The following is an 11489-nucleotide window of genomic DNA, read 5'->3' as shown; positions in this document are numbered from 1 at the left end:
TTTTGGTATCACTCGTCGAGGAAGGAGCGCAGATGCTCGCTTCGCGTCGGGTGGCGCAACTTGCGCAGCGCCTTGGCTTCGATCTGACGGATCCGCTCGCGGGTCACGTCAAACTGCTTACCGACTTCCTCAAGGGTGTGGTCGGTATTCATGTCGATGCCGAAACGCATGCGCAGTACCTTGGCTTCACGGGCAGTGAGGCCGGACAGTACGTCGCGAGTCGCTTCTTTAAGGCTCTCAACAGTGGCGACATCGATTGGCGACTGCATGGTCGAATCTTCGATGAAGTCACCCAGGTGAGAGTCTTCGTCATCACCAATCGGGGTTTCCATGGAGATCGGCTCTTTGGCGATCTTCAATACCTTGCGGATTTTATCCTCAGGCATTTCCATGCGTTCGCCTAGTTCTTCCGGGGTCGGTTCGCGACCCATTTCCTGCAACATCTGCCGGGAAATACGGTTGAGCTTGTTGATAGTCTCGATCATGTGCACCGGAATACGGATGGTGCGGGCCTGGTCGGCGATCGAGCGAGTGATCGCCTGACGGATCCACCAGGTGGCATAAGTCGAGAACTTGTAGCCGCGACGGTATTCGAACTTGTCCACAGCCTTCATCAAACCGATGTTGCCTTCCTGGATCAGATCGAGGAATTGCAGGCCACGGTTGGTGTACTTCTTGGCGATGGAGATCACCAGACGCAAGTTGGCTTCGACCATCTCTTTCTTCGCGCGGCGGGCCTTGGCCTCACCGATCGACATGCGACGGTTGATGTCCTTGATCTCGGCGATCGTCAGGCCGGTCTCGGTCTGCAGTGCGATCAGCTTTTGCTGGCAACGAATGATGTCCGGTTGCAGGCGACCGATGGCTTCGGCGTATTTCGCCTTGCCCTTGGCCAGTGCGTCGGTCCAGCTTTCGTCGACTTCGTTGCCCGGGAACTGGCGCAGGAAGTCGGCACGCGGCATGCGCGCATCACGGACACAGAGCTGCATGATCGCACGCTCTTGTGCACGCAGGCGCTCAAGGGCGCTGCGGACACGCTCGACCAGGCCTTCGAATTGCTTGGGCACCAGCTTGATCGGCATGAACAGCTCAGCCAGGGCAACCAGCTCGGCGATTGCCAGCTTGTTGGAACGGCCGTGCTTCTTCAGCGCCTTGCGGGTGATTTCCATCTGATCGGAAACCGCACCGAAACGCTGGGCAGCCACGACCGGATCCGGACCGCTTTCAACTTCATCTTCGTCGTCGCTGCTGGCTTCAGCATCGTCGTCTTCGGTTTCGTCGTCGGCTTTAACGGCTTTCGGGTCGACAGGCGGCGGCACTTCGGCGGCAGGCGGCGCGATGCCGTCGTCCGGGTCGATGTAGCCACTCAGCACGTCGGACAGGCGACCGCCTTCGGTGGTGACTCGGGTGTACTCGGAGAGAATATGGTCAACCGTGCCAGGGAAGTGCGCAATTGCGCCCATCACTTCACGGATGCCCTCTTCGATACGCTTGGCGATTTCGATTTCGCCTTCGCGTGTCAGCAGCTCGACGGTACCCATTTCACGCATATACATGCGCACAGGGTCGGTGGTACGACCGATATCGGTCTCCACAGCGGCCAGCGCGGCAGCCGCTTCTTCAGCGGCAGCCTCGTCGGTATCGGCGTCCGCCAGCATAAGGGAATCCTTATCTGGCGCAGCTTCGAATACGTTGATCCCCATGTCGTTAATCATGCGGATGATGTCTTCCACCTGCTCTGGATCTGAAATATCCTCAGGCAGGTGGTCGTTGACCTCCGCGTAAGTCAGGTAACCCTGCTCACGACCGAGAACGATCAACTCTTTGATACGAGACTGCTGTTGCGCTTTTCCGGACATAACACCCTATCCACTGAAGGTCTTGGCGGGCAAAAAACAAGCCGAGGATTATACCCGAGCTATGACCTCACACGCCAGCTGAGGTCGGGTTTGATGCGCAAACGTTCTGTTTTAAGAGGTCGCGCATCTGTTTTGCTATCTGAATTTTCTCTTCAGCCGATAAATCCGGCTGTCTTGCTCGCTTGATGAGCTCATCGAGGGTCTGTGTGTGCTGACCCGCGGATAACCTATTAATGGTGTCTAAAAACTGTTGTTCAAGGTTGTCGCCGTCAATTAGCCACTCCTTTTCCGCGAGGGCTTTCAACAGTCGGCCTTGTTCGGTGCCGTGCCAGCGTGCCATCAGCTGAATTGAGTTTAGCTTGGGATTTTTCTGTACCGCCTCGATCAAGGCGATCAGCACCTGGGCATAAGTATTGCTCGCGTTAGCAAAATGGTCGGCGCTCTCAACCTTGCCCGCCAGCTGCGGGTGATGGATGAGCGTACGCAGCGCAATAAGCGTTGGCGCTTCAACGGCCACCGGCGTTCTCGGCGCGTAGGATTCGTCGCGATCGCCACGCTTGCCGTTCTTGCTCCAGGGTTTGTTGTCCCATTTCTTGCCGCCGGCGCCGGGCTTTTTCGGTGTCCACTCCTGCTGGGGCGCATAGGCCTCCTGCGGTTGGTGGAAGTCGGAATAGTCCGGCATGGCGTCGTAATCCATGCCTGGGTCGTACGCCGGCGGGGCATCTTGCGGTGCGTTATGCACCAACTGGCTGACGGCCTCGCCGCTCAAGCCGGTGATTTCCAGCAGGCGCATGCGCATCAGCGATTTCAGGTTGGCGCCGGGGACTTTGTCGATCAGCGGTGCCGCGAGGGTGGCCATGTGGGCCTTGCCTTCGAGGGAGCGCGGGTCAGCCTCTTCGGTCAGTTGCTGGAAGAAATAGTCCGCCAGCGGCTGTGCGTGTTGATTGATGCGCGCGCGGAATGCGTCGGTGCCTTCGGAGCGCACCAGGGTGTCCGGGTCTTCGCCTTCGGGCAGGAACAGGAAGCGTGCACGACGCCCGTCCTGCAGGCTCGACAGTGTTGCCTCAAGCGCGCGCCAGGCGGCGTTGCGGCCGGCTTGGTCACCGTCGAAGCAGAAGAGCACGCTGGGCACCACGCGAAACAGGCGCTTCATGTGTTCTTCGCTGGTGGCGGTGCCGAGCGTGGCCACGGCGTTGCGCAGGCCCTGTTGAGCGAGCGCGATCACGTCCATATAACCTTCAACCACGATGATCTCGTCGAGGTTGCGGTTGTTCTTGCGTGCTTCAAACAGGCCGTAGAGTTCCTGGCCCTTGTGGAACACCGGGGTTTCCGGCGAATTCAAGTACTTGGGTTTGTCGTCCCCCAGCACCCGGCCACCAAAGGCGATGATGCGGCCACGGCTGTCCCGTATCGGGAACATCACGCGGTCGCGGAAACGGTCATAGCGTTTGCCGGTTTCGGCGTTTTCCACCAGCAGGCCGGCATCGATCATGGCTTTTTGCTGGAGGGTGTCGCTGCTCAGGTGCTTGTACAGGTTGTCCCAACCGGGCGGGGCGAAACCGAGGCCGAAGTCACGCGCGATTTCACCCGTGAGGCCACGGCCCTTGAGGTAATCGACGGCGGCTTTGCGCTGTGGGTGGCTTTTAAGCGCCTGGCGGTAGAAGTCGGCAGCAGCGGTCAGCAGCGGGTAGAGCGGCGAATCGGTGGGTTGTCGCGGTTTGTGCGGGCGGCCACTTTCTTCGCGGGGCACTTCCATGCCCGCCGCTTTCGCCAGGTCCTCGATAGCCTGGGGGAAGTCCAGGTTGTCGTGGTCCATGAGAAACCCCAGGGCGTTACCGCCGGCGCCGCAACCAAAGCAGTAGTAGAACTGCTTGTCGGGACTGACGCTGAACGATGGAGTTTTTTCCTTGTGGAACGGGCAGCAGGCGGTGTAATTCTTGCCAGCTTTTTTCAGTTGCACGCGCGAGCTGACAACATCGACGATGTCGGTGCGGTTCAGAAGGTCGTCAATAAAGCTCTGGGGAATCAGCCCGGCCATGGCGTTCTCGTCATCACTGCGTGTAAATGAGGGCCCATCAAGTATTCAAGCGCACGCATCGTGTGGCTCGATCATCAAATGCCCGCTTGGGCTTACAGGAAGTGTATCTGCCGCGCATTCGCTGACGTTAATTTCAATCAGGTTTTCGGCATGGAAATATTGCCCCGGCATCCGGTCTTGGCCAATGGCGGGCCTCGGAAGCGCATTATCGGGCACAGCCGATACAGTTGATCGCCTGCTTGAAAAATGAGTGTGCTCGTCAGTAGCCTTGATAGGCTCGTCAGAAGAGACGTGCACCGCTGGCAGAAGCGCCAGTCCTGACGTGTGAAGCAGGTGTTTCAGTCGCATGTGCGGCGTCAACAGTGAAACATCAAGCGATATCCGCAAATGCCATTAGCCCGGCTGAGGGCCGGGCTTGGCAGAAGCTTGCTACGAACGTCTGTGTATTAGTACAGACGAACGGCGCGGCGCTGTTCGCGCTGAACTTTCTTGGCGTGACGCTTAACAGCGGCTGCTGCTTTACGCTTACGCTCAGACGTTGGCTTCTCGTAAAATTCGCGGCTACGAACTTCAGCCAGTACACCGGCTTTTTCGCAGGAGCGCTTGAAACGACGCAGAGCTACGTCGAAGGGTTCGTTCTCTTTAACTTTGACGGCTGGCATCCAGAGCTACCTTCTTTCATTACCGGGATCAACGTTCTCGTCGCAAAAAATTCGCGGCTGAGGTCGTCGGTTTTTAAGGGTTGCGGATGTTAACCCCTCATTGCCCGGAATGCAAAGCCTCTGATCGAAAACCGCTAGTCGGGAGGGGGAGCGGCGACTATTATGCGCGCCTTCGAATCTAGCCTCTACAAGGCGAAAACCCATGCTAGTACTGGGACTTGAAACCTCCTGCGACGAAACCGGTGTCGCACTTTACGACAGTGAACGCGGGCTCTTGGCCGATGCGCTGTTCAGCCAGATCGACCTGCACCGTGCCTATGGCGGTGTGGTGCCGGAGCTGGCCAGCCGTGATCACGTCAAACGCATGCTGCCGCTGATCCGCCAGGTGCTGGATGAGGCCGGCTGCGTGCCGACAGAGATCGACGCCATCGCCTACACCGCGGGCCCTGGATTGGTCGGAGCCCTGCTGGTTGGGGCCTCTTGCGCCCAGGCGCTGGCATTCGCCTGGGGCATTCCCGCCCTCGGCGTGCACCATATGGAAGGCCATTTATTGGCGCCGATGCTGGAAAAAACACCCCCTGAGTTCCCGTTCGTCGCTTTGTTGGTTTCAGGGGGCCATACGCAGCTGGTTCAAGTGGATGGCATCGGCCAATACACCCTGTTGGGTGAGTCACTGGACGACGCCGCGGGCGAGGCATTCGACAAGACCGCGAAGATGATGGGCCTCAATTATCCCGGTGGCCCGGAAATCGCGCGTCTCGCCGAAAAAGGCGTTGCCGGCCGCTACACCTTCCCGCGCCCGATGTGCGATCGCCCTGGCCTGATGTTCAGTTTCAGTGGTTTGAAGACCTCTGCGCTGAACACCTGGCAGCACAGCGTCAGCGCCGGGGACGACAGTGAGCAAGCCCGTTGCGACATCGCACTGGCGTTCCAGCAGGCCGTGGTGGAGACTTTGACCATCAAGTGCAAGCGCGCCCTGAAACAGGCGGGCATGAAGCGCCTGGTGATCGCTGGCGGTGTCAGCGCCAACAAGGCCTTGCGCACTTCACTGGAAAAAATGCTCGGTGACATGAAAGGCGATGTGTTCTACGCCCGGCCCGAGTTCTGCACCGACAACGGTGCGATGATCGCCTATGCCGGTTGCCAACGCTTGCAGGCGGGTCAGCACGAAAGCCTGGCGATCAGTGTGCAGGCGCGCTGGCCGATGGAGCAGTTGTCGCCGCTGTAACGCCCAAGCGTGAGCCGGGCTCGCCGAAGGTATTTAAAAATGCCGTTCGCGCCCGGCAAACAGGTCGCGTAAATTGCCTCGGTGGCGCCACACGATCAGCAGTGTCAGCACGCTCATCGGCAGCAGCGCCGCCGGTTCTTGCCAGGCCAGCAGCGGCAGGGTGAGCGGAGTCGCGATCAAGGCGGCGAGTGAGCTGGTGCGGGTCAAGTAGAACGTCAGTAGCCAGCCGAGTAGGGCCAGCAAGGCCGCCGGGGGATAAATTCCCAGCAACATGCCGGCTGCCGTGGCGACGCCTTTGCCGCCGCGAAAACGGAAGTACAGTGGGAACAGGTGGCCGAGGACGGCGCATACGCCGATCCAGGCCTGTTGTTGCAGGGTAAGGCCGGCGAGGCTGGCGATCAGCACGGGCAACAAGCCTTTGCACGCGTCGCCCAGCAACGTGAGTACGGCGAGTTTCTTGCCGGCCAGACGCAACATATTGGTGGCGCCGGCATTGCCTGAGCCACTCATTCGCGGATCGGGATTTCCCGTCAGGCGGCTGAGCAAAATGGCGAAGGACAGCGAGCCGAGCAGGTAGGCGAAAGTCGCCAGTGACCAAAACATGCTAACTATTCCGGGCGAGGACGCCCTGATTCTAACGGGGCATCGCGCCCTTGTCGTGCTGCGGAGAAGAGTGCTTGGACAGAGTGTTTATCGAAGGCCTGGAAGTCGACACCGTGATCGGGGCCTACGACTGGGAGCGCGGAATCCGCCAATGCCTGCGCCTGGACCTGAGCTTCGCCTGGGACAACCGCCCGGCCGCCGCGGGTGACGACCTGACCTTGGCGCTGGATTACGCCAGCGTATCCGCTCGTATCCAGGCCTTTGCCGAACAAGCCCAGTACCAGTTGGTCGAGACGTTCGCCGAGCGCCTGGCCGAAGTGCTGATGAGTGAATTCCAGATTCCCTGGCTGCACCTCAAGTTGACCAAGCCAGGTGCCGTGCCGGCTGCCAAGGGTGTGGGTGTGGAGATCGAGCGCGGATGCCGCTAACTCAGGTTTACCTTGGCCTAGGCAGCAACATTGAGCGCGAGTCGCATCTGCGTGCCGGCCTTGATGCGCTGGCAAGTTTCTTGACCGATGTGCGTTGCTCGCCCGTGTTCGAAAGCCAGCCGGTGGGCATCAAGAGCGGTCCGTTCTTCAACCTGGTGGTGTCGGCTTATACCGACCTGCCATTGATGGAACTGGATCGCCGGTTGAAATTCATCGAGGCCGATAACGGCCGCTATGCGCCAGACCGCAAGGGCCTGCCGCTGGATATCGATGTGTTGCTGTATGGCGACCTGGTGGGCAACTTCGATGGTTTGATCCTGCCGCGTGCAGAAATCCTCAAGAACGCCTTTGTACTGTGGCCACTGTCGTTGATGGCGCCGGAGCGTGTGCACCCTGAAGTGGGCAAGACCCTGGCTGAGCTGTGGCGCGATGCGCAGATTGACCAGGTGCTGGCGCCTGTCGGTTTCGAGTGGCAGGGCCGGCAACTGACGCCGGATGCGTTCCTATAGGGAATGCCGTTCCTTGTAGGCCTTCAATGCCTTGTGCCGTTCGCGCTTGAGTGCCTCCCCCAGTTCCGGGCCTTTGAAGCCTTTCTCCAGCAGCGGCGCTACGGCGACTTCGCGTGCGGCCTGTGCCGCGCCGCGCAGGTAATCCGCCTGTGGATAACTTCTCAGTTCCAGGCCCTTGCGGCCTCGGGCATCCATCTCGCAGGCAACCACAAACTCTTCAAAGCGCTGCGGTCGCCGGTAAACGTCGAAACTCTGCAGCAACTCCAGCAACGTCGAGGCTTTCAGCTCCAGGGCCCGGTGGCCATGGGTGTGATATTGGCCCACCAGCAGCGCCAATTCCTGGCAGTCCTTGGGTACTTTGAAGCGCTCGTTGACGGCCTTGATCAGCTTTAAACCCAGGTGTTCATGGGCGATGTGCTGCGGCCACTTATCCACAGGCGTCACACCCTTACCCAAGTCGTGCAGCAGGCAGGCCCAGCGCACAGTCAGTGGCTGTTTGTGCCGGGCGGCTTGTTCCAGCACGCTTAAGGTGTGTACGCCGGTGTCGATTTCAGGGTGATGCGCTTCGGGCTGCGGCACGCCGAACAGCGCATCGACCTCGGGCATCAAGATTTTCAGTGCAGTGCAGTCGCGCAGCACCTGGATAAAGACTTGGGGCCGGTCTTCCAGCAGCGCTCGGGAGATTTCTTTCCAGCTGCGCTCCGGCGTCAGGGCTTCCAGTTCGCCGGACGCACTGAGCTCACGCATCAGTTCGAGTGTTTCTGGCGCCACGGTAAAACCCAGGTGTGCGTACCGCGCGGCAAAGCGTGCAACGCGCAGCACACGTAGCGGATCTTCGGCGAATGCCGGAGAAACATGGCGCAAAATGCGTGCGTCAAGATCGTGCCTGCCGTGATAAGGGTCGGTCAGGTTGCCATCATCGTCTTCCGCCATGGCGTTGATGGTGAGGTCGCGACGGATCAGGTCTTCTTCCAGCGTGACCTCGGGGCTGGCGTGAAACACAAAGCCCCCATAACCCCGGCCGCTCTTGCGTTCCGTGCGGGCAAGCGCGTATTCATCGCCGTTTTTGGGGTCCAGGAACACCGGGAAGTCAGCGCCGACCGGCTTGTAACCTTTGGCCAGCATCTCTTCGGCAGTTGCGCCAACGACAACGCGGTCAATATCGGTGACCGGGATGCCCAGGAGGCGGTCCCGTACCGCACCGCCGACTTTATAAATTTTCATGAAAAAGCCTCCATTAGCGCCACAGGATACCGTCTGTGCGTGGCTAATGGAGGCTTTGCCGTTTCAGAGATGGACGACGGCGAGGTCCAGGCGACCGTAGTCATCGTTATGATCGTTGCGCGGTGGCACATGGTGGGTTTTCATCACTTGGTCGCCCTGCAGGGTCTCCAGGTGAATGTCGAAGCCCCACAGCCGATGCAGGTGCTTGAGCACTTCCTCGGTGGATTCGCCCAACGGTTTGCGGTCGTGCTGCTGGTGACGCAAGGTCAACGATCGATCGCCACGCACATCAATGCTATAGATCTGCACGTTGGGCTCGCGGTTGCCCAGGTTGTACTGCGCCGCCAGCGTCTCACGAATGGTGCGGTAGCCGGGCTCATCGTGGATGGCCGGCACCACCAGGTCGTCCTTGAGGTCGTCGTCGAGGATGCTGAACAGCTTGAGATCCCGAATCACCTGAGGCGACAGGTACTGCAGGATAAAGCTCTCATCCTTGAAGCTGCTCATGGCGAACTTGAGGGTGGACAGCCAATCGCTGCCGGCGATTTCCGGAAACCAGCGGCGGTCTTCCTCGGTGGGGCGTTCGCACATGCGCCGGATATCGCGGTACATGGCGAAGCCCAGCGCATAAGGGTTGATGCCGTTGTAGTAAGGGCTGTCGAAGCCGGGCTGGAATACCACGCTGGTGTGAGCGGTGAGGAACTCCATCATGAAACCATCGGTGACCAGGCCTTCGTCGTACAGGTCGTTCATCAACGTGTAGTGCCAGAACGTCGCCCAGCCCTCGTTCATCACCTGGGTCTGGCGCTGTGGATAAAAGTACTGGGCGATCTTGCGCACGATACGCACGATCTCCCGTTGCCAGGGCTCCAGCAGCGGGGCATGTTTTTCCAGGAAATAGAGGATGTTTTCCTGCGGTTCGCTGGGGAAGCGCGCATTGTCCTTGTCGTTGTTTTTGTCGGCGCGCTTGGGAATGGTGCGCCACAGGTCGTTGATCTGCTTCTGCAGGTGCTCCTCGCGCTCCTTCTGGCGCAGGCGTTCTTCTTCGGCCGAAATCGGGTACGGGCGTTTGTAGCGGTCCACGCCGTAGTTCATCAGCGCATGGCAGGAGTCGAGCAGGTCCTCCACCGCATCGATGCCGTGGCGTTCCTCGCATTGCATGATGTACTGCTTGGCGAACACCAGGTAGTCGATGATCGAACTGGCATCGGTCCAGGTGCGGAACAGGTAGTTGCCCTTGAAGAAGCTGTTGTGCCCGTAGCAGGCATGAGCCACCACCAGCGCCTGCATGCAGATGGTGTTTTCTTCCATCAGGTAGGCGATGCAAGGGTCGGAGTTGATCACGATCTCGTACGCCAGGCCCATCTGGCCACGGGTGTAGGACTTCTCCGTGCTGAGGAAGTGTTTGCCATAGGACCAATGGTGATACCCCAGTGGCATGCCGACGGAGGCGTACGCATCCATCATCTGCTCGGCGGTGATCACTTCGATCTGGTTGGGATAGGTGTCCAGGGCATAACCTGCCGCGATGCGGCTTATTTCCCGGTCATAGGCCTGGATCAGTTCAAAGGTCCACTCGGATCCTGTGGAAATCGGTTGGCGCTTATGCTCTTTTTTGGCGGTCATGTCACTAACCTGCGCTGGAAGAGTTCACGGAAGACCGGGTAGATATCGCCGGCCGAGACCAGTTGCTGTTGGGCGAACGTATCGGCAAAGGCTTCGCCGATGCGCTCGTATTCGAACCACAGGGCCTGGTGCTCACGGGGGGTGATTTCAACGTACGTGTAGTACTGCACGAACGGCATGATCTGGTTGATCAGGATGTCGCGGCAAATAGGCGAGTCGTCGTTCCAATTGTCACCGTCCGAAGCCTGGGCGGCGTAGATGTTCCATTCGTTGGCGGGGTAGCGCTCGGCCATGATTTCCTGCATCAGCTTCAGGGCGCTGGAAACGATGGTGCCCCCCGTCTCCCGCGAGTAGAAGAACTCTTCTTCGTCCACTTCCCGGGCGCTGGTGTGATGGCGGATGAATACCACGTCGATCTTGTCGTAGTTCCGCTTCAGGAACAGGTACAGCAGGATAAAGAAGCGCTTGGCGATATCCTTGGTGGCCTGGGTCATGGAGCCGGAGACGTCCATCAGGCAGAACATTACTGCCTTCGAGCTGGGGTTGGGTTGCTTGACCAGCAGGTTGTACTTCAAGTCGAAGGTATCGAGGAACGGCACGCGATGGATGCGCGCGCTGAGTTTTTCGATCTCAGCTTCGATTTGCTGGATATCACCGAAGTTGTCCGGTTCCTCGCGCTTCAAGCGCGCCAATTCTTCTTTGGCTTCCTTCAATTTGGCGCGGCTGCTGCCCGACAACGCAATACGTCGGGCATGGGCTGAACGCAAGGTGCGGATGATATTGATACGGGACGGATTGCCCTCGTTGCTGATCCCGGCGCGCACGGTCTTGAACGTGTCGGTGCCGGTCAGGTGGCGCTTGACCAGGTTGGGCAGCTCCAGGTCCTCGAACATGAACTCAAGAAATTCCTCCTGGGTGATCTGGAACACGAACTCGTCCATGCCTTCGCCGGAATTGCCCGCCTTGCCCGGACCCTTGCCGCCGCCACCACCTTGGGGGCGCTGGATGTGCTCACCGGTGGTGAACTCCTTGTTACCCGGATGCACGACGGTCTGCTTGCCGCCGCGACCGTGGTGCAGCACCGGTTCGTCGATGTCCCGTCCGGGAATGCTGATTTGTTCGCCATGCTCCATGTCGGTGATGGAGCGGCGGCTGACGGCCTCTTCGACGGCCTTTTTGATGTGGCCACGGTAACGCCGCAGGAAACGCTGGCGGTTTACCGTGCTTTTGTTCTTGCCATTGAGGCGTCGGTCGATCACATAGCTCATGGGGAGCCCTCCGGGCAGCTTCACGTTACAAGCTTCAAGCCGCG

The 11489-nt window shown here is 59.5% G+C and carries 10 protein-coding genes; 3 read left to right on the top strand and 7 right to left on the bottom strand.

The window, feature by feature from the left end:
- Positions 1 to 8: 8 nt before the first annotated feature.
- The 3 genes from rpoD to rpsU all read right to left on the bottom strand — a co-directional run bounded on the left by rpoD (position 9) and on the right by rpsU (position 4559).
- Positions 9 to 1859 (bottom strand): RNA polymerase sigma factor RpoD, encoded by a 1851-nt coding sequence (gene rpoD / locus KVG91_RS10605; protein WP_169376837.1) that lies wholly within the window; start codon positions 1857 to 1859, stop codon positions 9 to 11.
- Between the two features lie 67 nt (positions 1860 to 1926).
- Complete coding sequence (dnaG, locus tag KVG91_RS10600) at positions 1927 to 3897, bottom strand: DNA primase (protein WP_169376836.1); 1971 nt, start codon at positions 3895 to 3897, stop codon at positions 1927 to 1929.
- A 446-nt stretch (positions 3898 to 4343) separates the two neighbouring features.
- A complete protein-coding gene (gene rpsU / locus KVG91_RS10595; protein WP_002551877.1) occupies positions 4344 to 4559 on the bottom strand; it encodes a 30S ribosomal protein S21 in 216 nt (71 codons plus the stop codon).
- A 202-nt stretch (positions 4560 to 4761) separates the two neighbouring features.
- On the opposite strand from rpsU, the gene tsaD reads away from it, so the two are divergent.
- Positions 4762 to 5787, top strand: a complete 1026-nt coding sequence (tsaD, locus tag KVG91_RS10590) for a tRNA (adenosine(37)-N6)-threonylcarbamoyltransferase complex transferase subunit TsaD (protein WP_017739515.1) — start codon at positions 4762 to 4764, stop codon at positions 5785 to 5787.
- Positions 5788 to 5820: 33 nt separating this feature from the next.
- Here tsaD and plsY read toward each other — a convergent pair whose 3' ends face one another.
- Positions 5821 to 6390 carry a glycerol-3-phosphate 1-O-acyltransferase PlsY gene (plsY, locus tag KVG91_RS10585; protein ID WP_169376835.1) on the bottom strand — a complete coding sequence of 190 codons (570 nt, stop codon included), beginning with the start codon at positions 6388 to 6390 and terminating at the stop codon, positions 5821 to 5823.
- Between the two features lie 74 nt (positions 6391 to 6464).
- Between plsY and folB the strand changes: the two genes are divergently transcribed.
- Entirely contained in the window at positions 6465 to 6818 is a 354-nt protein-coding gene (gene folB / locus KVG91_RS10580) for a dihydroneopterin aldolase (protein WP_169376834.1), read from the top strand.
- Positions 6809 to 7327 (top strand): 2-amino-4-hydroxy-6-hydroxymethyldihydropteridine diphosphokinase, encoded by a 519-nt coding sequence (folK, locus tag KVG91_RS10575; RefSeq protein ID WP_169376833.1) that lies wholly within the window; start codon positions 6809 to 6811, stop codon positions 7325 to 7327. Before folB ends, folK begins: the two co-directional genes overlap by 10 nt.
- On the opposite strand, the gene KVG91_RS10570 is transcribed toward folK, so the two are convergent.
- The 3 genes from KVG91_RS10570 to KVG91_RS10560 form a co-directional block, all read right to left on the bottom strand.
- Entirely contained in the window at positions 7322 to 8551 is a 1230-nt protein-coding gene (locus KVG91_RS10570; RefSeq protein ID WP_169376832.1) for a multifunctional CCA addition/repair protein, read from the bottom strand. The two genes, folK and KVG91_RS10570, sit on opposite strands and share 6 nt — an antisense overlap.
- A 63-nt stretch (positions 8552 to 8614) precedes the next feature.
- A complete protein-coding gene (locus tag KVG91_RS10565; protein ID WP_169376831.1) occupies positions 8615 to 10177 on the bottom strand; it encodes a SpoVR family protein in 1563 nt (520 codons plus the stop codon).
- Positions 10174 to 11445, bottom strand: coding sequence for a YeaH/YhbH family protein (locus KVG91_RS10560; RefSeq protein ID WP_169376830.1), 1272 nt, complete (start codon positions 11443 to 11445; stop codon positions 10174 to 10176). The genes KVG91_RS10565 and KVG91_RS10560 overlap by 4 nt, the downstream gene beginning before the upstream one ends.
- Positions 11446 to 11489: the final 44 nt, after the last annotated feature.

Origin of the sequence: Pseudomonas azadiae (assembly GCF_019145355.1) — a bacterium.
Taxonomy (GTDB): Bacteria; Pseudomonadota; Gammaproteobacteria; order Pseudomonadales; family Pseudomonadaceae; genus Aquipseudomonas; species Aquipseudomonas azadiae.
This window is presented reverse-complemented; position numbering and strand designations above follow the sequence as displayed.

Bases quoted from the DNA above. Each gene is read 5' to 3' on its own strand.
- rpoD (WP_169376837.1), bottom strand. From the start codon at position 1,859: ATGTCCGGAAAAGCGCAACAGCAGTCTCGTATCAAAGAGTTGATCGTT.
- dnaG (WP_169376836.1), bottom strand. From the start codon at position 3,897: ATGGCCGGGCTGATTCCCCAGAGCTTTATTGACGACCTTCTGAACCGC.
- rpsU (WP_002551877.1), bottom strand. From the start codon at position 4,559: ATGCCAGCCGTCAAAGTTAAAGAGAACGAACCCTTCGACGTAGCTCTG.
- tsaD (WP_017739515.1), top strand. From the start codon at position 4,762: ATGCTAGTACTGGGACTTGAAACCTCCTGCGACGAAACCGGTGTCGCA.
- plsY (WP_169376835.1), bottom strand. From the start codon at position 6,390: ATGTTTTGGTCACTGGCGACTTTCGCCTACCTGCTCGGCTCGCTGTCC.
- folK (WP_169376833.1), top strand. From the start codon at position 6,809: ATGCCGCTAACTCAGGTTTACCTTGGCCTAGGCAGCAACATTGAGCGC.
- KVG91_RS10570 (WP_169376832.1), bottom strand. From the start codon at position 8,551: ATGAAAATTTATAAAGTCGGCGGTGCGGTACGGGACCGCCTCCTGGGC.
- KVG91_RS10565 (WP_169376831.1), bottom strand. From the start codon at position 10,177: ATGACCGCCAAAAAAGAGCATAAGCGCCAACCGATTTCCACAGGATCC.
- KVG91_RS10560 (WP_169376830.1), bottom strand. From the start codon at position 11,445: ATGAGCTATGTGATCGACCGACGCCTCAATGGCAAGAACAAAAGCACG.